Annotated in this window: 24 protein-coding genes and 1 pseudogene; 20 read left to right on the top strand and 5 right to left on the bottom strand. The window is 68.9% G+C overall.

The features are described 5' to 3' along the window. Positions 1–20 precede the first annotated feature (20 nt). From ABEA07_RS13690 to ABEA07_RS13670, 5 genes are all read left to right on the top strand, one after another. A complete protein-coding gene (locus ABEA07_RS13690) occupies positions 21–1067 on the top strand; it encodes a TRAP transporter substrate-binding protein (RefSeq protein ID WP_345538486.1) in 1047 nt (348 codons plus the stop codon). Between the two features lie 185 nt (positions 1068–1252). After that, positions 1253–2284, top strand: a complete 1032-nt coding sequence (locus ABEA07_RS13685; protein ID WP_345538485.1) for a TRAP transporter substrate-binding protein — start codon at positions 1253–1255, stop codon at positions 2282–2284. A 12-nt stretch (positions 2285–2296) separates the two neighbouring features. After that, the gene (locus tag ABEA07_RS13680) at positions 2297–2803 is read left to right on the top strand and encodes a TRAP transporter small permease (RefSeq protein WP_345538483.1); all 507 of its coding nucleotides are present in this window, start codon (positions 2297–2299) and stop codon (positions 2801–2803) included. Positions 2804–2849: 46 nt separating this feature from the next. Further along, entirely contained in the window at positions 2850–4145 is a 1296-nt protein-coding gene (locus tag ABEA07_RS13675) for a TRAP transporter large permease (protein ID WP_345538482.1), read from the top strand. A gap of 7 nt (positions 4146–4152) precedes the next feature. Further along, positions 4153–5094 (top strand): SDR family NAD(P)-dependent oxidoreductase, encoded by a 942-nt coding sequence (locus ABEA07_RS13670; RefSeq protein WP_345538481.1) that lies wholly within the window; start codon positions 4153–4155, stop codon positions 5092–5094. Between the two features lie 55 nt (positions 5095–5149). Here the strand turns inward: ABEA07_RS13670 and ABEA07_RS13665 are convergent, their stop codons facing one another. After that, positions 5150–6976 (bottom strand): acyclic terpene utilization AtuA family protein, encoded by a 1827-nt coding sequence (locus ABEA07_RS13665; RefSeq protein WP_345538480.1) that lies wholly within the window; start codon positions 6974–6976, stop codon positions 5150–5152. A 92-nt stretch (positions 6977–7068) separates the two neighbouring features. On the opposite strand from ABEA07_RS13665, the gene ABEA07_RS13660 reads away from it, so the two are divergent. From ABEA07_RS13660 to ABEA07_RS13650, 3 genes are read left to right on the top strand one after another with little or no spacing between them, the layout of a single operon-like run. Next, complete coding sequence (locus ABEA07_RS13660) at positions 7069–7965, top strand: succinate--CoA ligase subunit alpha (RefSeq protein ID WP_345538479.1); 897 nt, start codon at positions 7069–7071, stop codon at positions 7963–7965. After that, positions 7962–9164 (top strand): ATP-grasp domain-containing protein, encoded by a 1203-nt coding sequence (locus tag ABEA07_RS13655; protein ID WP_345538477.1) that lies wholly within the window; start codon positions 7962–7964, stop codon positions 9162–9164. The genes ABEA07_RS13660 and ABEA07_RS13655 overlap by 4 nt, the downstream gene beginning before the upstream one ends. Continuing rightward, a complete protein-coding gene (locus ABEA07_RS13650) occupies positions 9161–9979 on the top strand; it encodes an enoyl-CoA hydratase-related protein (protein WP_345538476.1) in 819 nt (272 codons plus the stop codon). The genes ABEA07_RS13655 and ABEA07_RS13650 overlap by 4 nt, the downstream gene beginning before the upstream one ends. Before the next feature lie 33 nt (positions 9980–10012). Here the strand turns inward: ABEA07_RS13650 and ABEA07_RS13645 are convergent, their stop codons facing one another. Continuing rightward, entirely contained in the window at positions 10013–10780 is a 768-nt protein-coding gene (locus ABEA07_RS13645; protein WP_345538475.1) for a GntR family transcriptional regulator, read from the bottom strand. Between the two features lie 72 nt (positions 10781–10852). Between ABEA07_RS13645 and ABEA07_RS13640 the strand changes: the two genes are divergently transcribed. The 3 genes from ABEA07_RS13640 to ABEA07_RS13630 all read left to right on the top strand — a co-directional run bounded on the left by ABEA07_RS13640 (position 10853) and on the right by ABEA07_RS13630 (position 14154). Then, complete coding sequence (locus ABEA07_RS13640; RefSeq protein ID WP_345538474.1) at positions 10853–11848, top strand: Bug family tripartite tricarboxylate transporter substrate binding protein; 996 nt, start codon at positions 10853–10855, stop codon at positions 11846–11848. A gap of 117 nt (positions 11849–11965) precedes the next feature. Next, a complete protein-coding gene (locus tag ABEA07_RS13635) occupies positions 11966–13135 on the top strand; it encodes an acyl-CoA dehydrogenase family protein (protein ID WP_345538473.1) in 1170 nt (389 codons plus the stop codon). Continuing rightward, on the top strand, positions 13135–14154 hold the full coding sequence (locus ABEA07_RS13630) for an NADP-dependent oxidoreductase (RefSeq protein WP_345538471.1): 1020 nt from the start codon (positions 13135–13137) through the stop codon (positions 14152–14154). The genes ABEA07_RS13635 and ABEA07_RS13630 overlap by 1 nt, the downstream gene beginning before the upstream one ends. Positions 14155–14182: 28 nt before the next feature. On the opposite strand, the gene ABEA07_RS13625 is transcribed toward ABEA07_RS13630, so the two are convergent. Then, the gene (locus tag ABEA07_RS13625; RefSeq protein ID WP_345538470.1) at positions 14183–15145 is read right to left on the bottom strand and encodes a Bug family tripartite tricarboxylate transporter substrate binding protein; all 963 of its coding nucleotides are present in this window, start codon (positions 15143–15145) and stop codon (positions 14183–14185) included. Next, positions 15142–16395: a CaiB/BaiF CoA transferase family protein gene (locus ABEA07_RS13620; protein ID WP_345538469.1), complete on the bottom strand. Its 1254-nt coding sequence runs from the start codon at positions 16393–16395 to the stop codon at positions 15142–15144. Before ABEA07_RS13620 ends, ABEA07_RS13625 begins: the two co-directional genes overlap by 4 nt. 93 nt (positions 16396–16488) lie before the next feature. On the opposite strand from ABEA07_RS13620, the gene ABEA07_RS13615 reads away from it, so the two are divergent. Further along, positions 16489–17607, top strand: a complete 1119-nt coding sequence (locus tag ABEA07_RS13615) for an NAD(P)H-dependent flavin oxidoreductase (protein ID WP_345538467.1) — start codon at positions 16489–16491, stop codon at positions 17605–17607. A gap of 57 nt (positions 17608–17664) precedes the next feature. Here ABEA07_RS13615 and ABEA07_RS13610 read toward each other — a convergent pair whose 3' ends face one another. After that, positions 17665–18522, bottom strand: a complete 858-nt coding sequence (locus ABEA07_RS13610; protein WP_345538465.1) for a GntR family transcriptional regulator — start codon at positions 18520–18522, stop codon at positions 17665–17667. An 83-nt stretch (positions 18523–18605) separates the two neighbouring features. On the opposite strand from ABEA07_RS13610, the gene ABEA07_RS13605 reads away from it, so the two are divergent. The 8 genes and pseudogenes from ABEA07_RS13605 to ABEA07_RS13570 all read left to right on the top strand — a co-directional run. After that, entirely contained in the window at positions 18606–19757 is a 1152-nt protein-coding gene (locus ABEA07_RS13605) for an iron-containing alcohol dehydrogenase family protein (RefSeq protein WP_345538464.1), read from the top strand. 155 nt (positions 19758–19912) lie between these two features. After that, a complete protein-coding gene (locus ABEA07_RS13600; protein WP_345538462.1) occupies positions 19913–21067 on the top strand; it encodes an LLM class flavin-dependent oxidoreductase in 1155 nt (384 codons plus the stop codon). 6 nt (positions 21068–21073) lie between these two features. Further along, positions 21074–22204 (top strand): flavin reductase, encoded by a 1131-nt coding sequence (locus ABEA07_RS13595; RefSeq protein ID WP_345538461.1) that lies wholly within the window; start codon positions 21074–21076, stop codon positions 22202–22204. Positions 22205–22266: 62 nt separating this feature from the next. Then, entirely contained in the window at positions 22267–23115 is an 849-nt protein-coding gene (locus tag ABEA07_RS13590) for an SDR family NAD(P)-dependent oxidoreductase (protein WP_345538460.1), read from the top strand. 11 nt (positions 23116–23126) lie between these two features. Beyond that, positions 23127–23909: an SDR family NAD(P)-dependent oxidoreductase gene (locus ABEA07_RS13585; protein WP_345538458.1), complete on the top strand. Its 783-nt coding sequence runs from the start codon at positions 23127–23129 to the stop codon at positions 23907–23909. Positions 23910–23944: 35 nt separating this feature from the next. Next, positions 23945–25183 carry a CaiB/BaiF CoA transferase family protein gene (locus ABEA07_RS13580; RefSeq protein ID WP_345538456.1) on the top strand — a complete coding sequence of 413 codons (1239 nt, stop codon included), beginning with the start codon at positions 23945–23947 and terminating at the stop codon, positions 25181–25183. Between the two features lie 44 nt (positions 25184–25227). After that, positions 25228–25533: a hypothetical protein gene (locus ABEA07_RS13575; protein WP_345538455.1), complete on the top strand. Its 306-nt coding sequence runs from the start codon at positions 25228–25230 to the stop codon at positions 25531–25533. A 39-nt stretch (positions 25534–25572) separates the two neighbouring features. Then, positions 25573–25760: pseudogene (locus ABEA07_RS13570) on the top strand (electron transfer flavoprotein subunit beta/FixA family protein); the annotation flags it as partial.

Genomic DNA, 25760 nt, shown 5'->3' with positions numbered 1-25760 from the left:
CATCACCACAGGAGACTTCCATGAAGAGACTCGTGCTCTGCCTCGCCCTCATGCTGGCCGCCGCCGCACCCGCGTGGTCGCAGACCGTTCTGCGCTACTCCAACTGGCTGCCCGCCAAGCACCAGATGCATTCGGAGGTGTTCGTGCCCTGGATGGCCGAGGTCGAAAAGATCACCGAGGGGCGCGTCAGGTTCGAGATCCTCCCCAAGATGGTCGGCACCGTGCCCACGCAGTTCGACGTGCTGCGCGACGGGCTGGCCGACATGGCGGTGTTCGTGCCCGGCTTCTCGCCGGGGCGCTTCGACCTGATCGAAATGGCCGAGCTGCCTCTGGTCGCCGACGAACCCAACGTGATGGCGCCCGCGGTCGAACAGCTCTACACGAAGCATCTGGCCAAGTACAACGAGTTCAAGGGCGCGCACATCGTCAGCATCTTCACCACCGCATCGGGACACATCTACACCGCCAAGAAGCCGGTCCGCAACATGGCGGACCTCAAGGGCGTGAAGCTGCGCACCTCGCTTGCGGCCAACAGCCCGGCCGTCACCGCGCTCGGCGCCGTGCCGGTGCAGAAGGGCACCAACGAGATCTACGAACTGGTGTCCTCCGGCGTGCTGGACGGCACCCTCCTGAGCAAGGAGGGCGTGGTCAGCTTCAGCCTGGTCGACACGCTCAACAACCTCACCATCATCCCGGGCGGCATCTACAACTCGGTGCTCTCGCTGGCGATCAACGAGGACAAGTGGAAGGCCATCTCCGCGAAGGACCGGGAGGCCATCTCGAAGATCTCCGGGCAGGCCATGGCCAAGGAGGTCGGCAAGGCGTACAGCAAGGCCGATGCCGCCGCCGTGGCGACGATGAAGAAGGCCGGCAAGACCGTGATCGTCGCCGAGGGCGACTTCTACAAGCAGATCAAGCAGGCGCTGTCGTACGCCGAGTCCACCTGGATCGCCAAGGCGAAGAAAAAGGGCATGGCCGAGCCGGAAAAGGTACTCGCCGAATTCCGCGCCGACATCGCCGAGCGGCACAAGGCCCTGGGCATCCCGATGCTGGGCGAGAGCCAGTGACATGCAGGACGCGCTGTCGGGCCTCGCAGTGCGGATGGCCGACCCGGCACCGTACAACGTCCGTCCCAGACAAGTACTATTGACAGGCAAACCGGCCAACGAGTAGATTGGTTTGACGAATTATGCGGCGCCACGACGCTGGCGATTCGCACCCCCCGCGGAACAAACGGTCGAAGGAGACAAAGGTGCACCCATTCAAGACAACCATCCGGTCGGCCACGGCCGGCCTTTTCCTCGCCGCGGCGGCGGCACTGGCGCACGCGCAGGCGGCGGTGGTGCTGACCTATTCGTCCTGGCTGCCGCCCACCCACTGGCTGAACACGAACGGCATGCTTCCCTGGATTGCCGAAGTCGAGAAGGCGACGCAGGGGCGGGTGAAGATCGAGATGCTGCCCAAGACGGTCGGCACGCCGCCCACCCAGTTCGACGTGGTGCGCGATGGCCTGGCCGACCTGAGCCTGATCGTCACCGGCTACACGCCCGGCCGCTTCGAGCTGGCGGAGATGGGCGAGCTGCCCTTCCTCGGCGAGGACCCGACCGTGATGTCCCCGGCCTTCGACCGCGTCTACCGCAAGCACTTCACCGCCGCCAACGAATTCAAGGGCGTCGACGTGATGAGCATCTTCACGATCGCGCCGGGCCACATCTTCACGGCCAAGAAGCAGATAAAGACCCTCGACGACCTCAAGGGCATGAAGCTGCGCAGCGCCTCGGCCACGGGAACGCGGGCCCTCAACCTGGTGGGCGCGGTGCCGATCCTCAAATCCTCCACCGAGGCCTTCGAAATGCTGTCCAGCGGCGCCATCGACGGCAGCCTCATGCTGCAGGAGACGGTGAAGTCGACCAATTCGCTGGGCTTGCTGCGCTACGGCCTGCTGATCCCGGGCGGCCTGTTCAACTCCTCGCTGGCTGTTGTCGTGAACAGCGGCAAGTGGAAGACCATCTCGCCCGCGGACCAGCGCGCGATCATGAGCGTCTCGGGTGAAGCGCTGGCGGCCAAGATCGGCCGGGCCTATGCCGCCGCCGACCAGTCCAGCATCGATTCGATGAAAGAGGCGAAATACGTCCTGGAGCGCGCCGACCCGGCATTGACGGCGGGCCTGCGCAAGACGCTGAGCCCGATCGAGGACGAATGGATCGCCAAGGCCAGGAAGAAGGGCGTGGCCGATCCGGCGGCCGCGCTGGCCGACTTCCGCGCTGCGGTCCAGGCCCGCTGAAGGAGCGAGCCCATGTATCGCCGGATCGAACGCGCGGCCGTGAACCTGGCCGCCATCCTGCTGTTCGCCCTGATGCTCCTGACCTTCGTCGACGTGGCCGGGCGCAACCTGTTCAACAAGCCCCTCACCGGCGCCTCGGAGCTGACGGAGATCCTGCTGGCGCTGGTCATCTTCCTGATGCTGCCGCAGGTCGCGCGGCGCAACGAGCACATCGTGATCGACCTGATCGACCAGATCTGCAGCGACCGGGTGCGCAAGGCGCTCGACATCTTCGCCTGCGTACTGGCCGCCATCATGTTCGGGCTGATCGCCTGGCAGTGCTGGATCCTGGCCAACCGGGCGATGGGCTACGGCGACAGCACCGCCGCGCTGCAGATCCCGGTGGGACCCATCCTTTATGGCCTGTCGGTGATGGCCGGCATCGTGGCGGTCGCATCCCTGCTCGCCATCGCACCGCAACACCCCAAGACCGAGCAGAGCGTCGACGGCGAAGCCGCGCAAGAGCCCGTCATCGTCTGACCTGCCCCACGCCCATTCCAACTCATCACACTCGACAGGAGCCACCATGTACGCAGCGGGTGCGGGGTTTCTCTTTTCCTTCGCGCTGATCTTCATGCGCGTGCCGATCGCGGTGGCGCTGGGGCTCACCGGCGTCATCGGATTCGGCCTCACCGCCGGCTGGCACCAGTCTTTCGTGATGCTCGCGCTGACCACGCGCGAGGCGGCCATGACCTATTCGATGGTCGTCATTCCGCTGTTCATCCTGATGGGCAACCTGATCGCCGGCACCGGCGTGTCGAAGGAGCTCTACAAGGCCGCGCAGGCCTTCCTGGGCCGGCAGCGCGGCGGCCTGGCCAGCGCCACCGTGCTTTCCTGCGGCGGCTTCGCGATGGTCTGCGGCTCCAGCGTCGCCACCGTGGTGACGATGGGCAAGGTGGCGCTGCCCTCGATGCGCGCGTTCAACTACGACGACAAGCTGAGCGCCGCGACCATCGCCGCCGGTGCCACGCTGGGCATCATCATCCCGCCCAGCGTGCTGCTGGTGATCTACGGCGTGATGACCGAAACCCACATCGGCAAGCTGTACGCCGCGGCACTGATTCCCGGCTTGCTGGGTGTCGTCGGCTACGTCCTCGCGGTGCGCTGGACCGTCTGGCGCAACCCCTCCAGCGCGCCGGGCTCGATCGCATCGACCCGGGCGGAAAAGATAGGCTCGCTGATGGCCATCTGGCCCATCCTTGCGCTCTTCACGCTGGTGCTGGGCGGCATCTACAGCGGCCTGTTCACGGCGGCGGAGGCTGCCGGCATCGGTGCCGTGGGTGCCTTCGCGCTCGGAATGGCCCGCCGCAAGATGACGATGAAGCTGCTGCAAGAGGTGCTGATCGACACCGCGCGGTCCACCGCCGTGATCTTCGGCCTGCTGATCGGCGCGCTGGTGTTCACCGAATTCCTCAACCGCACCGGCGCGCACAACGCAGTGCTCTCGCTGGTCAAGGACCACGGCTTCTCGCCCTTCCAGGTGGTGGCTGTCATCTGCATCATCTACATCGTGCTGGGCGCGCTCATGGAAGAGCTTTCCATGATGTTGCTGACCGTGCCGCTCTTCTTCCCGGTGGTGACCGGCCTGGGCTACGACGGCGTGTGGTTCGGCGTGCTGGTGATCGTGCTGTGCGAGCTCGGGATGATCGCGCCGCCGGTGGGGATGAACCTTTTCGTCGTCCGATCCTTCGCGCCGGACATCAAGATCGGCACCATCGTGAAGGGCATCGCGCCCTTCGCCGTGGCCGACATCGTGCGCGTCTTCATCATCGCGGCCTTCCCGATCCTGGCGATGTACCTCCCCAACCTCTTCTACAAGTAGCGACCGCATGTCCGACCCAGCACCCTCGCGCGATGGCGCCATGACTCTTCGATTCGACGGCCGCGTGGCGATCGTCACCGGCGCCGGCACCGGTATCGGACGCATCTACGCGCTGCAGCTCGCCGAACGCGGCGCAAAGGTGGTGGTCAACGACCTCGGCGGCAGCGTCGCCGGCCAGGGCCGCTCCAGGCAGGCGGCCGACGCGGTGGTCGACGAGATCCGCGCCGCCGGCGGCGAGGCGGTGGCCAGCCACGACAGCGTGGCCACGCCCGAGGGCGCCGGGCGCATCGTCGCGACGGCCGTGGAGCACTTCGGGCGGCTCGACGTGCTCGTCAACAATGCCGGCAACCTCAAGATGGCCAAGCTGGGCGAGGCGCCCGTCGGCGATGTCGATGCTCAGGTGGGTGTGCACCTCATGGGCACGCTGTACTGCTGCCGCGCAGCGCTGCCCGAGATGCAGCGCCACGGCTACGGCCGCATCGTGCTGACCAGCTCGGGCTCGGGCCTGGTGGGCTTTGCCGGCCAGGCGGCCTACGGTGCCGCCAAGACCGGCATGGTGGGCCTCATGAACTGCATCTCGCGCGAGTACGGCGAGCAGGGCATCTTCATCAACACCATCGTCCCCACGGCGACCACGCGCATGAGCCAGGGCTTGCTTTGGCCGCAGATGGAAAAATTTCTGCGCCCGGAGCTGGTGGCGCCGGCCGTGCTTTTCCTCGCCAGCGAACGCTGCACCTCCAACAGCGGCATGTTCGCCGTCGCGGGCGGCCACGTCGCCAAGCTCGAAGTGCACAAGGCGCCGGGCGTGCAGTTCGACCCGACGAAACCAGTCACGCCCGAGATGGTGGCCGCGCGGTTCGACACCGTCTGCGACATGGCCGGCGCGGCCGAGTTTCGGGGCACGCAGGCGGCCATGGAAAAGATGCTCACGCAGATGGGCGTGATGTAGCGACGCGCCCCGGGCTCCAGCGGGCGGTGGCGCCCCGCGACGGGAGCGCTCATCTTCAGGATGCGATGGTCCCCTGAAAGCCCGGATCGACCTCGGGCAGCCAGGCCTTCGGAATCTCCACCGGATGCGTGAGGGCGATCTGGCTGAAGGTCTTGCCCAGCGGGTCGTTGCGCAGCGACGCGGCACCGCCGCCGCCGAGGGCCTCGTCGAGCACGTAGTTGTAGGCGTGGATACCCGGCACCTCGTAGCGGTGTACGCGCCCCTTCGCGAGGTGTGCGAACCAGGACTTCATCGCCGACTCGGTCAGCTGCGCGCCGACGAGCGCGGCGAAGCGCGGCTCGCGCGCAATGATCGCGAGGTGCGCCCGGTCCCCCTTGTCGCCGCTGCGCGCGACAGCGATCGCCGACAGCGGAACCTTCGCGGTCTCGCCGGCAGGCACGGCCGCATGCGAGAAGCGCGTGCCATCGGACGGCACGAAGGCGTCGGCCGACGACGGAGGCACGACCGCGCTGCGTTCGTCGTCGATCACGATGCTCACAGGCACGCGCGACTTCGGCCACAGGAAGGAGAACAGCCGGAAGATCGGCGTCGGCTTCTGGCGGCCGCTGAAGCCGGTGGTGCCGGGCGCGCCGGCAATACCCATCGGCGCGATCTCGCCAGCCAGGATCTCCAGCGCCTTCGCGCTCTCGTGATGGACCGCGAGCCGAACCACCACCTCGCGCGCATCGGCCTGTGCGTGTGCGCCGAAGGAAGGCTGCTCGCTGCCCAGCACCTCGATGTTGACGCGCTTGAAGTCCCCGTGCCCGGCCTCGGCCATGACGCGGCGTGCGCGGGCGACGATGGCGTCCATGGCGCGCCGTCCCATGGCCACCGCATCCTTGCCGACGAAGGTGAGCGTGGTCGACAAACGGTAGCCGTCGAGCCAGGTGCCGCTGACCTTGTAGGTCGGCGTCGGCGCCCGCCCGCGCGCGCCCTGCACGCGCACGCGGTTGTCGCCGGCCTGCTCCAGCTTCACCGCGGTGAAGTCGCAGGTCACGTCGGGCAGCAGGTAGTTGGCCGGGTCGGTCACCTCGTAGAGCATCTGCTCCGAGACCACCAGCGGCGTGATCAGTCCGCCGGTGCCCGCCGGCTTGCACAGCACGAAGCTGCCATCGGCTTCGCACTCGGCGATCGGGTAGCCCATGTCCTCCCAGCCCGGCACTTTCCACCAGTCGGTGAAGAGACCGCCGGTGGTCTGGGTCGTGCATTCGAGGATGTGGCCGACCAGGCTGCCCGCGGCAAGCCGGTCGTAGTCCTCGGGCTTCCAGCCGAAGCGATGGATGAGAGCGGCAAGCGCGAGCGCGCTGTCGGCGCAGCGGCCGGTGACGACCACGTCAGCCCCTTGCCGCAGTGCCTCCACGATCGGAAAGGCGCCCAGGTAGGCGTTCATGCTGGTCAGGCCCTCGGGAAGCGGTGCCCCCGAGAAAGCTTCGCGCACCCCGGCGGCACTCACTTCCGCGCGATGCGGCAGCAGGTCGTCGCCCTCGATCACCGCGATGCGCAGCTGCACGCCCGCCGCGTCGGCCGCGGCGCGCAGCGCCTGCGCGCAGGCCTGCGGGTTCATGCCGCCGGCATTGCTCAGCAGCAGCGTCCCGCGCTGCTTGAGCGTCTGCAGGTGCGGGCCCACGGCCTTCACGAAATCGGTCGCGTAGCCGAGCTCGGGTTTGCGGCTCTTCGCACTGGCCATGATGGAAAGCGTGAGTTCCGCGAGGTAGTCGAACACCAGCACGTCCACGTCGCCGCGCTGCACCAGTTGATCGACGCCCTTGTTGCTGTCACCCCAGAAGGCGCTGGCGCCGCCGATGCGCAGCGTGAGCTTGTTGGCCATTTCCGTTCCTTTCATGCATGGTCTTCCGGCATTCGAGTTTCCTTGTTAGCATAACGTCCTGTCAATAGTACTTCTCGGCTTACATCGATTAGGGGACGCCTCGCTGCATGGCCATCCTGCTGAATTCGGAGACTCGCGTACTCGCCGTCAACGCCACCGGCGCCTACGGTGGTGGGCAGGTGCGTGCCATGCGCGGCTTCGGCACGCGCGTCGTCGCCCACGTCGCGCCGGGCCGCCGCGGCGAACTCGATGGGCTGCCGGTGTTCGACACCATCGCGCAGGCTGTGCAGGCGACGCAGGCAACGGCCGCGGCCGTCTTCACGCCGGCGGCCGGCGTGCGCGATTCGATCGTCGAGGCGGCGCGGGCGGGGCTGAAGCTGGTCTTCGCCGCGGCGGAGTTCGTGCCCGTGCACGATGCGCTGCGCGCCGCGCAGCACGCGCGCGAAGCGGACTGCTGGCTGGTCGGCCCCAATTCGAGCGGCATGGCCTCGCCAGGGCAGGCCGTGCTCGGAGCCATCGCGCCGGGAATGACGCTGCCGGGCCGCATTGGCGTCATCGGCCGCAGCGGCACGCTGACCATGAACGTCTGCCGTGCACTCAGCCTCGCCGGGCTGGGCCAGAGTTCGGTGTTGCACATCGGCGGCGACGTGGTGTGCGGCCGCAATCCGCACGAGTGGCTCGGCCTTTTCGCTGCCGATCCGCAGACCGACCTGGTGGTCTACCTGGGCGAGCCCGGCGGCACCAAGGAATACGCCATGCTCGATGCGGTGCGTGGCGCCGGCAAGCCGGTCGTCGCGCTCGTGGTCGGCCGCCACGTGCCCCCGGCGCGGCGCATGGGGCATGCGGGCGCCATGGTGGGCAGCGCGCGCGAAACCGCGAGCGCCAAGATCGAGGCGCTGCTGTCCGCTGGCGCGCATGCCGCGCGTTCTCCTTCGGAGGTGGTCACGATGGCAGCGCGGCTGCTCGGCCGGCCTGCGCCTCGCGCGCCGGAGCTGCTCGCATGAACCTCGTCGAGTTCGAGGCAAAGGCGATGCTCCATCGCGCCGGCTTGCCGGTGCCTGCCGGCACCGTGGCGGGTGAAACGGCCGCCGTCGAGATCGAACCGCCCTGCGTCCTCAAGGCCCAGATCGCCGAAGGCGGGCGCGGCAAGCGCGGCCTCGTTCTGCCGGTGGGCGTCGGCGAGGATGGCGCATCGCAGCTGGAACTGCTGCGCGAGCGCATGCGGGCCCACGGGCACGATGCACCCCAGGTGCTGGTGGAACAGACCATCGACGCCGCGCGCGAGCTCTACTTCTGCTGGCGCATCGACGACGTGGCGCAGGACCATGTGCTGCAGTTCTCGATGCACGGCGGCGTCGATGTCGAGGCGCAGGGCCACACCCTGTCCGCCTTTCACGTCGCGCCCTGTCACGTGCCGGCCGCGCACGAATTCGTGCCCTTCTTCGCGCAGGCCGGCGCAGAGGGCCGCACCCTGGGGGCGCTGTGCCGCTTCGCCAGCGTGAGCTGGCGCGTGTTCGTTCATGAAGACGCCGAGCTGCTCGAGATCAATCCGCTCGCCGTTCTGCCTTCCGGCGAACTGATGGCGCTGGACGCGAAGCTGGTCCTCGACGACAACGCGTCCCCGCGTCACCTGGACTGGCGCGCGCTCCACTCGTCGCGCCTGGCGGATCGACGGGTCACTCCCCTGGAGCGGCGCGCCGCGGCCAACGGCTTCGCCTTCGTCGAGCTCGAAGGCGAGATCGCGATGCTCGCCGGCGGCGCAGGCATCGGCATGGCGATCCTCGACATCGTGGCCGACGCCGGCATGCCGGCGGCCAACTTCGCGGATGCATCCGGCGGCAGCGGCGCCGACGTGTTCGAAACGCTGGGCCGCATCGCCTTCGAGCGCGCCGCCCGGCCGGATGTGAGCGCGATCCTCATGTACTTCACCCTGGCTGCGACCTCCGTGGCGACCGTCGTCCGGGGCGTCATGGCGCTGCTCGATGCCGCCGCGCCGCCCAAGCCGATGGTGATCGGGCTGCTGTGCTGCGGGGCAGGCGAGCGCGAGATGACTTTCGCCCAGGCGCGCGAGGCCTTCGCCGCGCGCGGCCTGCGCTGCGAGCCCGGTCTGCCCGAGGCGCTGGCGGCCCTGGCCGAGGTGCGCGTACCGCGCCGGGCCGGCCCCGACACCCTGCCAACCCACCACGACGGAGCGATTCGATGAGCGTAGAGAAATGGATCAAGGACCAGGAAGGCCGCCTCGCAGGCGGCGACCTGCTTGCGGCGTGCGAGGGCCAGGTGCTGCGCCTGACGCTGAACCGGCCGCAGCGCCGCAACGCACTGACCGATGCGGTGCTGCTCGGCCTGCGCGATGCATTCGCGGTGGCCTCGAAGGACAACACCCTGCGCGCCATCGTCCTCACCGGCGCGGGCGACAAGGCCTTCTGCGCGGGTGCGGACCTCACGCCGGGCGACACACCCTTCCAGCCGGACTTCGCACGCCTGACGCTGCCGATGGCCGACCTGATGCGCGCGGCGCACGGCTGCCACGTGCCGATCGTCGGCCGCATCAATGGCGTGTGCATGGCGGGGGGCATGGGCCTGTTCGGACTGTGCGACATGGCCATCGCGGTGGAGGAAGCGCGCTTCGGCATGCCCGAGGTGAAGGTCGGCATCTTCCCGATGCAGATCCTCAACGTGCTGCGCGACCTCATCCCGCCACGCTTCCTCAACGAGATGTGCATGACCGGCCAGCCCATCGATGCGGCCACCGCCTTTTCCATCGGCTTGCTCAACAAGGTGGTGCCGGCCGCGCAGCTCGATGCCGCGGTCGAGCGGCTCGTGCAGGACCTGCTCGCTGTCTCGCCGATGGCCGTCCGGCGCGGAAAGTACGCGCTGCGCGCGGTCGAATCGATGGCCTTCCCGGAGCGCGTGGCCTTCACCGAAACCGCCATCAGCGCGATGATCCAGACGCAGGACGCCCGCGAAGGCCTGGCGGCCTTCAACGAGAAACGGCCGCCGCAGTGGAAGAACCGCTGAGAAGCTGCGAGCCCGCCGCGCCCGCGTGCGCGCTCAGGCGCCCTTGATCAGGTCCGTCGTGTCCCGCTCGATGCCGAAGCGGTCGCTGCGGAAGGTCAGCAGCGCGTAGTAAAGGACCTCGTCCTTCGCGTCCAGGAAGACGCGGCGGATGCGCGCGACCGGCGCCGCCAGCGGGCACTTGAGGAACTGCGATTCCTCCAGATCCGCCGCGCCGACCGTCACGCGCTCGTGGCAGCGGTGCAGCGCGCCGCGCGACTTGTCGCGCACGAGGCGCGCGATCTTCACCTGGTCTTCGCCCACCTTGCCGAAGCGCTTGTAGATCGGCAGCGAGATGAAATGCGTCGACACCGAATACGGCTCGCCACCCTCGAAGTCGACCTTGCGCACGCGCATGTAGGGGCCGCGCGCCTTGCCCAGGTACGGCTCGCCCAGGTAGGACTCGGGCACCTCGTCGCGGCTGATGACGGTGATCTCGTAGTTCGGCGTGACCGACGACACCATGTTGATCGACAGGAACAGCGGGTTCTTGTCTTCGGCCGGCGTGTACGTCACGAAGGTGCGGCGGCCGCGCTGGCTGGAGACGAGGCCTTCCTTCATGAGGATCTGCATGGCCTGGCGCACCGTGACGCGCGCGACGTTGAAGTCGGCGGCCAGTTCCTCGAGCGTGGGAATCTCCTCGCCGTTGGGCCAGGCCCCGCTCTTGATGCGTTCGCGCAGGATGCCCGCGAGCTGCGCATAGAGCGTCACCGGCCCGGCCTCGAGCCTGTAGGTAGGAGTCTGGGAAGTGGTCGGTGCTCGCATGGCCCGGATTCTAGGGGCGCCATCGGGTCAAGGCCCATTGACGGTACCTTGGGATCCACTAAATTGCCTGACATGTCCCGATCGCGCAGCGCCCCTGTTTCCCGCCGCCTCGTCGTCGCCCTCGCATCCGCCTGCGCCGCGGCGATGCTGGCCACGCCCTCTTTCGCGCAGGCGTCCGGCGCGCGCGTGGTCCGGCTGGTCGTCGGCAGCGCACCCGGCGCCAGTTCCGACAGCGTGGCGCGCCTGCTGGCCGAGAGCTTCACGCGCACGCTCGGCCGCAGCTTCATCGTCGAGAACAAGCCGGGGGCCTCGGGCAATATCGCTGCCGATCTGGTCGCCAAGTCGCCGCCGGACGGCAGCCACCTGCTCCTCGTCTACAACGCGCATCCCGCCGTCGGCGCCCTCTTTCCGCATCTGCCTTTCGATCCGATCAAGGACTTCCGCTCGGTCGGCATGGTCGGCACCACCCCGTACGTGCTGGTGGCCGCGCCCACGCTGCCGGGGCGCGACCTGGCCGAAGTGCTGGCGCAGGCCAAGGGGGCTGGCAAGCCGCTGAGCTTCGGCTCCACCGGCGCCGGCTCGCCCCAGCACCTGACCATGGAGCGCCTGCGCAAGGAGTCCGGCGTCGACATCACCATGGTGCACTACAAGGGGGGCGCACTGGCCGCCAACGACGTGATCGCCGGCCACGTCGACATGGCCCTGGCCACGCCCAGCCTGGCGATGCCGCAGATCAAGGCCGGCCGCGTCAAGGCGCTGGCGGTGACGAGCGACAAGCGGCTGCCCGAACTGCCGGCGGTGCCGACCGTGACCGAAGCAGGCATCCGCGACTTCGTGTCGGTGGGCTGGTTCGCGCTGCTGCTGCCGGCCGCCACGCCGGCGCCTGTCGTGCAAAGCTACAACGAGGCGCTCGACAAGGCATTGACCAGCGCGCCCTTCAAGGAGCGCCTGGAAGCCCAGGGCATCACGCCCACGCCCGGCGCGCCCGAGGTGCTCGACCGTCAGATGCGGGCGGATGCGAAGATCTGGAGCCGCCTCATCAAGGACCTGAACATCACGCCCGATTGACCGGTGCCGCGACGCGCAGCGGCGTCAAAGATCGAACATCCCGCAATTAGGCTGGTTGACTGGTCATTAGGCTTACTCTATCCTTCGGCCGATCACACCTCTGCAGGAGAACCCGCGATGCCCGGCCTGGCCATGACGCCCTTGCGTCAGCAGATTCACGACGCTGCCAAGAAGGTCTGCGATCGATTCGACGACGCCTACTGGCTCGAACGCGACCTCAAGCACGAGTGGCCGGTGGCGTATCACCAGGCGGCGAAGGAAGCCGGCTGGCTCGGCATCACCATCCCCGAGGAGTACGGCGGCGCCGGCCTGGGCGTGACGGAGGCGGCCTTGCTGATGCAGGTCATCGGCGGCTCGGCCGGCGCCATCGCGGCCTGCTCGGCCATCCAGGCCGGCGTGTTCGGCCCGCACGCGGTGACGGTACACGGCACGGCCGAGCAGAAGAAGCGCATCCTGCCGCGCCTGGCCACCGGTCAGGACCAGGCCTGCTTCGGCGTGACGGAGCCGGACGCCGGACTCAACACCACCGCGATCACCACGCGCGCCGTGCGCAAGGGCGACCGCTACATCGTCAACGGCCAGAAGGTCTGGACCTCGACCGCGCAGGTGGTCAACAAGATCATGCTGCTGGCCCGCACGACGCCGCTGGAGGAATGCGCGCGGCCGACCGACGGCATGACGCTGTTCTGCACCGACTTCGACCGCACGAAGATCCAGGTGCAGGAGATCGAAAAGCTCGGGCGCGCGGCAGTCGACTCGAACGCGATCTACATCGAGGGCCTGGAGGTGCCGGTGGAAGACCGCATCGGCGATGAAGGCAAGGGCTTCAGGGTGCTGCTGGACAGCCTGAATCCCGAGCGCATCATCATCGCCGCCGAAGTGGTGGGCCTGGGCCGCCGCGCCCTGCGCAAGGCGGCGGAGTATGCGAAGGAGCGCGTCGTGTTCGGCCGGCCCATCGGCAAGAACCAGTCGATCCAGCACCCGCTGGCCGAGAGCTGGATGGCGCTGGAGGCGGCCGACCTCATGACCTGGCATGCAGCCACGCTCTACGATGCGGGCCAGCCCTGCGGCGCGGAGGCGAACACGGCGAAGTACCTCGCCGCCGAAGCCTCTTTCGAGGCCTGCGACCGGGCCGTGCGCACCCACGGCGGCTTCGGCTATGCGAAGGAATTCCATGTCGAGCGCTACCTGCGCGAGACCATCCTCCCGCGCATCGCGCCGGTCAGCCGCGAGATGATCCTTTGTTTCATCGCCGAGCGCGAACTCGGCCTGCCCAAGTCCTACTGATGCGCGCGAATCGCCAGGTCGTGCTCGTGGCGCGGCCGCGGGGCCTGCCACGGCCCGAGGACTTCCGGCTCACGCAAGCGCCGATGCCCCACCCGGCCGAAGGCGAGGTGCTGATGCGCCACGATTGGCTGGGCCTGGCACCCGCCGCCCGGCTGCGCATGGACGAGGCAGGCTCGTACAGCGCACCGATGGCGCTGGGCGACGTCGTCTACGGCCAGGCCATCGGCACGGTGCTGCAGAGCCGTCACCCCGGCTTCGCGCCGGGCGACATGGCGATGGCCATGCGGGGCGGCTGGCAATGCTTCTCGGCGCTGCCCGGCGGCGATCTCAACAAAATCGATCCGAAGCTCGCGCCGCCGCCGGCCTGGCTGGGGCCCTTGGGCACATCCGGTCTTGCGGCCTATATCGGCCTGCTGGCGCACGGCCGGCCGCGAGCCGGCGAGACGGTGGCCGTCAGCGCGGCCGCGGGCGCCGTGGGCTCGGTGGTGGGCCAGATCGCGCGCATCCTGGGCTGCCGCGTGGTGGGCATCGCGGGCGGCGAAGACAAGTGCCGAGCCGCGGTCGATGAATTTGGCTTCGATGCCTGCGTGGACCACCGCGACCCCGCGCTGGCGCAGGCCCTGGCGCGCGCCTGCCCGGACGGCATCGACGTCGCCTTCGAGAACGCCGGCGGCCCCTCGCGCGACGCGGTGTGGCCGCTCATGGCGCGCGGCGGGCGCATCGTGGTGTGCGGGCTCATCGCCGAATACAACGCGCCGGAAACCGCGGGACCCGGCTGGTACCGGCTGCTCACGCAGCGCCTGACGATCCGCGGCTACATCACCTCCGACCACCTCGACCTGCGCCCCGACTTCGAGCGCGACATGGCACGCTGGTGGTCCGAGGGCCGCATCCGCATGCGCGAGGACGTGAGCCACGGGCTGGCCACGGCTCCGGCCGCCTTCATCGGGATGCTGCAGGGTCGCAACCGCGGCAAGGTGCTGGTCTCGCTCGCGCCGGACCACGCGCAAGCCGCATGAGGCAGGCGCGCCGGGCGCCGGCGCTGCGCTACTCCGGCTTGATGCCCTGTTCGGTGATGACCTTCTTCCACATCGCCGCGTCCTCCCGGATCTGCCGGTCGAGCACCTGGGGCGTGCCCCGCGTGGCCACCAGGTTGGCGGCCTTGAATTTCTGCAGCACGGCGGGATCGGCCAGCACCTGGTTGAGCGCGTCGTTGTAGCGCTTCACGATTTCCGGCGGCGTGCGCGCGGGCAGCAGCATCGCGTACCAGCCGTCGGTCACGAATCCTTTGTAGCCCAGCTCGTCGATGGTGGGCGCGTCCGGCAGCTGTGGCAGGCGCTGCGGGCTGGTGACGGCGAGTACCTTCATGCGCCCGGCGCGTACCAGCGGCTCGCAGAAGGCGATGGTCGACAGCGTGAAGTCGACGTGCCCGGCCGCGACGTCGGTCTGCCCGACTGACGCATTCTTGTAGTGGGCCATGCGGATGTCCACGCCGGTCTGCTGCTTGAGCCGTTCCAGCATCAGGTGCTGCGGCGTGCCGATGCCGATCGAGGCGAAGGAGAGCGATCGGCCCTGGCTCTTCGCCAGCGTCAGCACCTCCTTGAGATGGGCGCCGGGCAGGGTCGGCGTGGCCACCAGCGCATAGGGCGTGGTGGCGATGATGCCGACCGCCGCGAAGCTGGTCACCGGATCGAAGGGCAGCTGCGGGTGCAGCGCGCCGGCGATCGGATGCACGTTGAAAGTCACCAGCGCCGTCAGGCCGTCGGGCGCCGCCTTGGCCACGTGGTCCGCGGCGATGTTGTAGGACGCGCCGGGCTTGTTCTCCACGATGATGGTGCGTCCCATCGCATGGCCCATGTGCTCGGCCAGCAGGCGGGTCAGCACGTCGGTGCCGCCGCCGGGCGCGCTTCCGGTGACGAACTTCGTGACCTGCTGGGCCTGGGCGCGGGCTCCGGCCATGCCGAGGCCGGCGAGCAGCGCGACCGTGGCGGTTCGGCGATTGCATGTCATGGCGTTTCCTTGGCAGGCGGGACCGAGCCCTTGTCGGGTTGGCGGCAGACGCCGTCCTTCATCATCTTCGCGATGTCGGCATCGCTGTAGCCGATCTCGCGCAGGATCTCTTCACTCTGCTCGCCCAGCAGGGGCGGCGCGCGGTAGTTCCCGGGCGGCGTGCCGTGCCATTCGCTGGGCACCGCCATCTCGCGGATCGTGCCCACGTGCGGATGCTCGACCTCCGAGAAGAAGCCGATGTCGCGCAGGTGCGGGTCGTCCAGCAGGCTCTGGAAGGTGTTCATCGGGAACACCGGAATGTCCGCCTCGGCCAGCGCCGCCTGCCACTGCGCCGTGGTGCGCAGCTGAAGCTGCTCGCGCACGAAGGCGTTGAGCTCCTCGCTGTGCGCGGTGCGTGTCGTCATGGTGGCCAGGCGCGGATCGGTGCCCCACAGGTGGCCCATGCCGACCACTTCGAGGAAGGCCTTCCAATGGTGGTCGTGGTAGATCGCGCAGCAGACCCAGGCGTCCTTGGTGCGGTAGGGCTGGCGCGCCTTGGCCAGCAGCCGGGGGTAGCCGAACTCGCCCTGGGGCGGCAGGAACTTCTGTCCGTAGAGATGGTCCCCGAGCACGTAGGGCACCATGGTCTCGAACATGGGCACGTCGACCTGCTGACCCTTGCCCGTCCGGTCGCGGCTGTACAGCGCCGCAAGCACGACGCCGAAGGCGTACAGGCCGACCGAGCGATCGGCGATGTTCACCGGCACGTAGTGCGGCGCGTCGTCGGTGTTGGCTGCCACGGCCCAGGGCAACGCGGTCGCGGCCTGGATCAGGTCGTCGAAAGCCGGCGATCGCGCGTAGCGTCCACGCTGCGAGAAGCCGACCATGCTCACATAGACGATGCGCTCGTTGACCTGGGCCACGTCCTCGTAGCGCAGGCGCAGGCGCTTCAGGCCGTCGGGCCGGACGTTGGTCGTGAGCACGTCGGCGTTCTTCGCCAGCCGCAGGAAGGCCTCGCGTCCCGCCGGCGCGGCCAGGTCGAGCACGATGCTGCGCTTGTTCCGGTTGGCCGCGAGATAGACCGGGCCCATCCCCGCGTCGCCCTGCGGTCCGATCTTGCGCGTCGCGTCGCCGACGCCGGTCTCGACCTTGACGACGTCCGCGCCGAGGTCGGCCAGCATCTGCGTGGCGGAGGGGCCCATCAGCACGGCCGTGAGATCGAGGATCTTCAGGCCCGAGAGCGGCCCCGTGAATGGCTTGTCCTGCGGCATCTTGAAAGTGACGTTTCCAATAAAGTCTGCTTAATGTACCATTATCGGTACTTCAGGGCGAGAAGTACTCGCCATCCAACCCAAGGAGCCAACGTGACCCGGAACGCCATGTGCAGCATGTTCAACATCGAGATCCCCGTCTTCGGTTTCTCCCATTGCCGGAACGTCGTGGCGGAGATCACGCGGGCCGGCGGCCTGGGCTGCCTCGGAACCGCCTACTACACGCCAGAGGAGCTCGAGTGGGAACTCAAGTGGATCGATGAGCAGGTGGGCGACAAGCCCTACGGCGTGAACCTGCTCCTGCCGCAGAAGTACGAGACCGTGGGCGAGGCCTCGCTCGACCCGGCGCGGTTGTCGCAGGAACATGTGAAGTGGCAGCGCGACCTGCTCGAGAAGGCTGGCATTCCCGAGCTTCCCGCCAGCGAGCGGGAGGAGCTCATGAACGCCGAGCTGGGTCGCCTTCACATGACGCCGGAGTTCGCCGGCGAACTGCTCGACGTCGCCTTGCGGCACCCGAGCGTGAAGCTCGTGGTCAGTGCGCTCGGCTCGCCGCCGCGCCCCATCCTGGACCGGCTGCACGCGCACGGCATCATGGTGGGCGCCATGACCGGCAAGGTCGAGCACGCGCTCAAGCACAAGGAGGCCGGGCTCGACCTGGTGATCGCGCAGGGCACGGAGGCTGCGGGCCATACGGGGGTCGTGAGCTCGATGGTGCTCTGGCCGGAAGTGGTGGATGCGGTGGCGCCCATGCCGGTGCTGGCGGCCGGCGGCATCGGCCGGGGGCGTCAGATGGCGGCCGCCTTCGCGTTGGGAGCGCAGGGCATCTGGTGCGGCTCGATCTGGCACGGCACGCGCGAGAGCGACCTCACCGACGAAATGAAGCAGCTGCTGTTCAAGGCCAAATCCGGCGACGCCGTGCAGACGCGCTCCAAGACCGGAAAGCCGGGGCGCATGCTGCGCAGCAAGTACACCGAGGCCTGGCTGCAGCCCGATGCGCCCAAGCCTCTGCCCATGCCCTGGCAGAGCGTGCTGAACGTCGAGGCGCGCCTGCGCATCGACCGGGCCCGGGCGCTGGAGTACATGACCTGCCCGGTCGGCCAGATCGTGGGCACGATCAACCAGGAAAGCTCGGTGCGCCAGGTGATCTACGACATCCTCGACGAGTTCGCCGACACCATGGAAGGGCTCGGCGAGCGCTCCGGCCTGGTCTGAAGAAGGTGTGAACGGGCGGGCGGGATTCATTCACGCCCTCTGACACATCGCGCCGCGTCAGGCGCGGGCACCGGGGGCGGAAGCCGGCATGTACAGCAGCGGCCGGGGGTCGGTGGCCGGGCGCGGCTGGCCGGGCGGCTCGGCCAGCGCATAGCTGACGTCGCGTTCCACCACGAAGCGGTCGCCCCGATACACCAGCGCACCCAGGTAGACCAGCAGGCGATCGGCGGCGAAGAAAGCACGCGTCACGTGCGCCACCGGGCTTCCCACCGGTATCTGCAGCAGGTTGGCGTCGTCGTAGCTCGCCACCGAGATCGAGGTGCGTTCGATGGCCGAGTTGAGCGGCGGACGTGCGTGGTCGCGCACCAGCCGGCTCAGCTTGATGCTGCCTTCGGCGCCCGCGGGAAAGCGCCGGTAGAGCGACAGCGCCACGTAGTTGTCCGACACGGTGTAGGGAATGCCGTTGAGCCCATCCACCTTGCGGATCCGCATGTACTTTCCGGCCGGAGTACCCAGCCCCGCGAACTGCGGCGGCAGCTGGTCGAACTCCTGGTGCGAGATGAGCTGGATCGAATAGCTGTTGCCGTCGATGTCGCCGTCCGGCGAGCCGGTGGAAGAGAACAGCGGCGCATCGACGGTGGCGGGGTCGAAGGTCACGCAGGTCCGGCGCCCGCGCTGGCTCGACAGCAGCCCTTCCTCCACCAGGATCTGGATCGCCTGGCGCACCGTGACGCGTGCCACGGCGAACTCGTCGACCAGTTGCTCCAGCGTGGGAATCTCGTCGCCCGGCTTCCAAAGGCCGGTGAGGATGCGGTCGCGCAGAATGCTGGCGAGCTGCGCATAGAGCGTGATCGGCCCGGCCCGCAACGGCGCGTGGTTCATGGCACGCGGAATATTGGCGGTGACGAGCGTCATCCAGGTCTCCTGAACAAAGAAAGACTAATGACATGCTTATAGCACTAGCTTAGACTGCAAGCCCCTTCAGCATTACCAGCAGGATGGCTTTCCAGCATCACATCGCCGAGTTGAGGCTGCACTGTGGCGAGAACGCGCTGGCCGCGCTGCCCCGCGAACTCGACCGCCTGGGCTGCCGCCGGGCCGTGGTCTTCTGCGGTGCCACCTTGAGTCGCCCGGGCGGCGCGCTGGCGCTGGTGGCACAGACACTGGGCGGTCGCATGGCCGGCGCCTACAACGGCGTGCGCGGCCACAGCCCGGCCGACAGCGCGGCGCAGGGCGCCGCCTGCATCGCCGACACGAAGGCCGATGCCGTCGTCGCGCTGGGCGGCGGCTCCGCCATCGTCACGGCGCGCGCTGCGAGCATCCTCGCCGCGGAGGACGGCAGCGCCGCCGACCTGTGCAGCCGCATCGACAGCGAAGGCCGCACGCACAGCCCGCGTCTGGACCGGCCCAAGCTGCCCCAGTTCGTTCTGCCCACCACGCCCACCACGGCCTGCGCCAAGGCCGGCAGCGCGGTGCAGGCGGCCGACGGCGAACGCTTGGCCCTCTTCGATCCCAAGACGCGCGCGCGGGCCGTATTCGTCGATCACGCCCTGATCGCCACGGCTCCCGCGCCCCTGGTGCTCGCCGCCGCGCTCAACGCCCTGGCGATGGCGGTGGAAGGGCTGGAATCGGCGCGCGGCGACTTTTTGTCCGACGCGCTGCTGATCCACGCGCTGCGGATGCTGATGCAGGACCTGCGGGAATGGAAGGACCACCCGCAGGACGCGCCCCGGCGGGCGCGGCTGGTGCTCGCGGCGGTCCTCTCCGGCCGGGGCACCGACCAGGCCGGCGGCGGCCTCGCCTCGGTGCTGGGCCACGCCATCGGACACCGCAGCCAGGTGGCCAACGGCATCGTCAACGCCATCGTGCTGCCGCACAGCATGCGCTTCAACCTGCCGGCGACGCGCGATCGCCTGTGGAAACTGCGAGCCGGCCTCGGCGGCGCGCCCGATGCGGCCGACGTGATCGGCACCTTCGATGCCCTGTTCTACGACCTCGGCGTGCCCCGCCGCTTGCGCGACACGGGCCTGCAACGGGCCGACTTCGACGCGGTCGTCGCCGATGCCGGCGCGGACCATTTCCTTCGGCGCAATCCGCGCCACGTCGACGACCCGGCCCAACTGCACGCGCTGCTCGACGCCGCCTGGTGACGCCGCCGGGCGAAGCCGCACCGCGAACACGACACGAACCGACGCAGGGGATCCTATAAAGTACTATTGACAGTTCTTTAAGACCAGTGTCAACTCCAGGCGTCGAGCACCCGCTCCCCAGACCCTCTTACTTTCGAAGTCAGACAGGAGACCCGATGTCACAGATTCCCCTCCAGCACGGCGTGTTTCTCGCTCCCTACCATCCGAACGAGGAAAGCCCCACCACCTGGTTGCGCCGCGACATCGAACTCGCGCAGCACCTGGACAAGCTGGGCTTCGCCGAGCTGTGGGTCGGCGAGCACCACTCCGGCGGGTTCGAGATCATCGCGTCGCCCGACCTCTTCATCGCCGCGGCCGCGGAAGTCACGCGCCGCATCCGCTTCGGCACCGGCGTGATGACGCTGCCCTATCACAACCCCCTGGTCGTCGCCAACCGCATGGCCCAGCTCGACCACCAGACCATGGGCCGCGTGTCCTTCGGCTTCGGCCCGGGCCTGCTGATGTCCGACGCGCTGATGATGGGCATCGACCCCGAAAAGACGCGAGACATGATGCTCGAGGCCATCGATGTCATCGTCCGCCTGCTGCGCGGCGAATGCGTGACGGCCAGGACCGACTGGTTCAACCTGGTCGAGGCGCGCGCCCACCTGCTGCCCTATTCGCAGCCGCTCGAGATGGCGGTGGCCAGCGCCGGCACGCCCTCCGGCGGCCGTGCGGCCGGCAAGTTCGGCATGTCCATGCTGTGCGTGGCCGCGTCGCAGGTCGGCGCCTTCGACGTGCTGGCCAGCAACTGGAAGATCGCCAACGAGGTGGCGGCCCAGTACGGCAACACCATGGACCCGGCCAAGCTGCGCCTGGTGGCCCCGATGCACATCGCCGAGACGCGCGAGAAGGCGCGCGAGAATGTCCGCCACGGGCTGGATCGCTGGGTGCGCTACTACGACATGGCGGCGCCCAACCCCTTCCCGAAGGACGGCCGCGACCCGGTCGACATCCTGGTCGACTCGGGCCGTGCCGTCATCGGCACGCCCGAGGACGCCATCGCGATGATCGAGCGGCTGCGCGGCAAGCAGGGTCAGTTCGGCGTGTTCCTCGCGCAGCACGTGGATTGGGCCGACTGGGACCAGACCATGAAGTCCTTCGAGCTCTACGCCCGCTACGTGATGCCGCACTTCAGCGGCGCCAACGCCAACCGCGTCGCCACCTACAACGTGATGGCCGAGCGCGTGGAGGAGTTCAAGACCCTGCGGCGCGGCGCGGCCGACAAGGCCTTCGCGCAACACGAGGCGGCCCTGCGCAAGGTGGGTTGAGTCGCGATGAGCGAGCTTGCTGTCACCGCGGCCGGCGGCACCGTCACCGAGTTCAGCTCGGTCGACTTCCGCCGCTGCCTGGGTGAGTTCATCACCGGCGTCACGGTCATCACGACGGTGGGGCCGGACGGGCGCCGCTACGGCATGACGGCCAACTCCTTCAGCTCGGTGTCGCTGGACCCGCCGCTCATCCTCTGGAGCCTGCGGCTCAATGCATCGAGCTTTCCGATCTACAGCACGGCCGATCACTTCGTCGTCAATATCCTCGCCGAGGACCAGATCGGCGTGTCGCAGCGCTTCGCGAAGTCGAGCGTCGACCAGTTCGAGGGCGTTTCCCACACGACCAGCGCGAGCGGCATTCCGCTGATCGACGGCTGCGTCGCGCAGCTCGAATGCCGGCGCGAGGCGACCTACCCGGGCGGCGACCACGTCGTCTTCCTCGGCCGCGTCCTGCGCATCCGCAACCATGGACGCCAGCCACTGGCCTTTCGCAGCGGCAAGTACCAGGTGGTGCACGCGCACGAGCCGGTGGCGCCGGGCGAGGTCGACCAGCCCAACGTCGCGACCCTGTCGGCGATCCATGCCGCGCGGCCGCTGACCGACGAGCTCGGCCGCGAGACCGATCGCACCGTGGGCATCTCGGTGTGGGGCAACTTGGGCCCGACCATGATCTGGTGGCGCGAGGCGAGCAAGCCGCTGCGCACCAGCGTGCGCTGCGGCCTGGTGGTGTCGCTGCTCGGCTCCTCCACCGGCGCGCTGTTCGCGGCCTACGCGCCGCGTGAGGTCACCGGGCCCCTGCTCGACCACGAACTCGATCAACAGAAGCGCTGCGAAGGCCGCGAAGACGCGCGCCGCTTCCGCACCCGAGACGACGTCGAGAACTACCTGCGCGAAGTCCGCGCCCGGGGTCTCGGCACCATCGCCAACGCGATGACGCCGGGCGTCAACGAACATCCCGTGACGGCCGTGGCCGCGCCCGTGTTCGACGCCAAGGGCGACATCGTGCTGGCCATCGCCATGCTCGGCGACACGAAGGAGTTCCGCGTCGACGACTGCGCGGTCGAGCGGCTGCGCGCCGTGGCCGCGGGCCTGTCCCTGCGCCTTGGCTACAAGGCCGAGTACCAGCGGCACCGGTGAACGCGCAGATCCAACGGGCCGCCGGCCATCTTCCTCACCTTTCCGATCGAAGGAACACACACATGAACTATGGGCTAGCAGGCCGTGTCATCGCGGTCACCGGCGGCGCCTCCGGCATCGGCCTGGCCGTGGCGCGGGAAGCGCTGGGCCAGGGCGCGCGCGTCGCCCTGCTGGACAGCTCCGCACAGCACATCGACGCGGCGCTGACCGAACTCAAGGCCCTGCCCGGCGCCGCGGTCGTCGCGCATGCGGTGGACGTGCGCGACCCGGCCGCCTGCCAGGCTGCCGTCGACGCCGTCGAGCGGGACTTCGGCCCCATCGAAGGCCTGGCGGCATGCGCCGGCGTCTCGCGGCCCGAGCCGGCCGAGCAGATGGCCGACGAGACCTGGGACCTGGTGATCGACATCAACCTCAGCGGCGTGTTCTACAGCGCGCGCGCCGTGGGCCGGCACATGCTGGCACGCGGCCGCGGTGCGATCGTGACCATCGCTTCCACCGACGCGCTCGGCGGCCACGCGGGGCGCACGCACTATGCCGCCTCCAAGCACGGCGTGGTGGGCCTGACGCGCTCGCTGGCCATCGAATGGGGCCGCCGCGGCGTCCGCGTCAACGCGGTCGCGCCCGGCGTGGTCGATACGCCGCTGCTGCGCAAGGTGGCGCCGCCCGAGCACGTGCAGAACGCGATGGTCGATCGCGTGCCCATGGGCCGCTTCTCGCGCGCCGACGAGCAGGCGCACGCCACCCTGTTCCTCCTGTCCGACGGAGCCTCGTACATCAACGGTACCGCGCTGGCGGTGGACGGCGGCCTCACCGCCGGCTACTTCACGCGCTGGAACGGCGCCGATCTGGGCTCCAAGGCCATGCTCGAGAGGGGTGTGTACGGTCCGCCGGACAGCGCTCCCGCCGTTTGAAGGAGCCGCACGTGCCCCACGAATCGACAAGGCGCATCGCACTGCTGACCGGCGGCACCGGCGGCCTCGCCCGGGCCACGGCCGAGCGCTTCGCCGGCGAAGGCATGGCGGTGGTCGTCGCCGACCTCGACGCGCATCGGGCCCGCCAGGCGGCCGAGGCGCTGCCGGGCGGCGGACACCGCGGCATCGGGATGGACGTCAGCGGCGAAGCCTCCGTGCGCGACGCGTTCGAGCACGTCGAGTCCGAGCTCGGGCCCGTCGCCGTGCTCGGCTGCTTCGCCGGCCTGCTGAGTACCCGCGCCACGCCCGGGCGCGCCCTTCTGACGGAGCTCACGCTCGACGAATGGGAAGGCGTCCACGCGGTCAATGCGCGTGGCACCTTTCTCTGCATCCGCGAGATGGCGCGGCGCCGCGCGGCCGTTCCGGTGCCGCACGGGCGGATCATCACCATCGCCTCGCTGGCCGGCCAGCAGGGCGGCCTGGGCGCCGGCGCTGCCTACAGCGCCTCCAAGGGAGGCGTGCTCGCCCTCACCAAGGTGTGCGCACGCGAGCTTGCCGGCCAGGGCATCACCGTCAACGCCATCGCGCCCGGCCCCATCGACACGCAGATGCTGCGTTCGACCGTGCCCGCCGAAAAGGCCGGCGAGACCTACGTGCACCTGCAGAACGTTCCGCTGGGCCGCGTCGGGCAGCCGGTCGAGATCGCGGCGGCCGCCGCCTGGCTCGCCTCGGCGGAGGCCGGCTTCGTCACCGGGGCCACCATCGACGTGAACGGCGGCCTCTACATGCGCTGAATCTCTGCGCAGCAAACACGAACACAAGGACCCTCATGGCATTCTCCGGACCCCTGGCAGGCGTGCGCGTGGTGGACATCACCGCGGTGCTCATGGGCCCCTCCGCCACCCAGATGCTCGCGGACCTCGGCGCCGACGTGGTGAAGATCGAACCGCCGACCGGCGACGCCACGCGCAAGATCGGCCCCGGCGGCGACGAGCGCATGGGCCCGATCTACCTGGGCCTCAACCGCAACAAGCGCAGCCTGGTGCTGAACCTCAAGACCCCGGAGGGCGTGGAGGTCCTGCGCAAGCTCGTGGCCCAGGCCGACGTGCTCACCTACAACGTGCGGCCGGCGGCGATGGAGCGCCTGGGCCTGACCTACGAGGCCCTGAGCCAGGTCAACCCGCGGCTCATCTACGTCGGCATGTTCGGCTTCTCGCAGCGCGGCCGCTACGCGCCCTCGCCGGCCTTCGACGACCTGATCCAGGCCGCGACCGCCATGCCCAGCGCCATGGCGCCGAGCGTGGATGGGACGCCGCGCTTCATCCCGATCAACTTGGCCGACCGCTCCGTGGGCCTCTATGCCTTCGGCGTGATCGCCTCGGCCCTCTATGCCCGCGAGAAGACCGGGCTCGGCCAGCGCGTGGACGTGCCCATGTTCGAGACCATGGTGCCCTACGTGCTGGGCGACCACCTCTACGGCGAGAAGTTCGTTCCGGCGCGCGGCGACTTCGGGTACCCGCGCCTGCTGTCGGCGGCGCGCCGGCCCTTTCGCACGCTCGATGCCCACGTGTGCTGCGTCATCTACCAGGACCACCACTGGAAAGCCTTCCTGGAGATTCTGGGCATGGGCGAGATGTACCAGACCGACCCGCGGCTGGCCGACATCACGGCCCGCACCCAGCATGCCGACGAGCTCAATGCCTTCGTCGAACAACACCTGGCGACCAAGACCACCGCGCAGTGGCGCGAGCTGCTCAAGTCCGCGGACATCCCTGTTTTTCCGGTGCATACCTTCGAGACCCTGCTGGACGATCCGCACCTGAAGGACATCGGCTTCTTCCGCGAGCAGGAGGTGCCGGCGCTGGGCGCGATCCGAGAGACCGCGGTGCCCAGCGAGTGGTACGGCACGCCGCCGTCGAACTACAGGCCGCCGCCGGCGCTCGGCGAGCACAGCGCCGAGATCCTGCGCGAACTCGGCTACTCGGACGAGGACATCGAAGCGATGGCCTTCCAGGGCGTGACGCATGCGGACGCGCCCTGTTCGCGAGCCGAGGCCGAACCGATCTGAGCGCACCGGCATGCGGCTTTTCGAATCGACGAGTCATTCCGATCATGGAAATCCATTGGACCGACGGTGCGCTGTCGCTGCACCGGCCTGACGACTTCAAGGCGTTCAAGGTCGTCCTCCACGACGCGCCGCGCTCGAACGAAAGGCTCCAGCGCGCCTTTGACGACGTGGCCCGCTTCGATAACGATCAGGTGTGCTGGGTTTCGCAGCGGGGCTTGCGCGCGCTGGCAGGGCCGTTGGCGACGCCGCAATGGCTGAATGACCTGGCGCTGATGGTGTCGAAGGCGCGGCCCCATGGCTGGATCGACGACGCCACCGGTGACATCCGCGCACATGTGGAGCGGGCCTGATCCCCCTATTGTTTCTTGAACTCATCGAGTGCAGCAGCCATGAAGATACTTGTCCCCGTCAAGCGGGTCGTCGATTACAACGTCAAGGTCCGCGTCAAGTCCGATGGCACGGGCGTAGCCATCGCCGACGTGAAGATGAGCATGAACCCCTTCGACGAGATCGCCGTCGAAGAAGCGGTCCGATTGAAGGAAAAGGGCGTCGCCACCGAGATCATCGCGGTCTCCTG

Source organism: Variovorax defluvii (genome assembly GCF_039541515.1).
In the GTDB taxonomy this organism is placed as follows: Bacteria; Pseudomonadota; Gammaproteobacteria; order Burkholderiales; family Burkholderiaceae_C; genus Variovorax; species Variovorax defluvii.
This window is presented reverse-complemented; position numbering and strand designations above follow the sequence as displayed.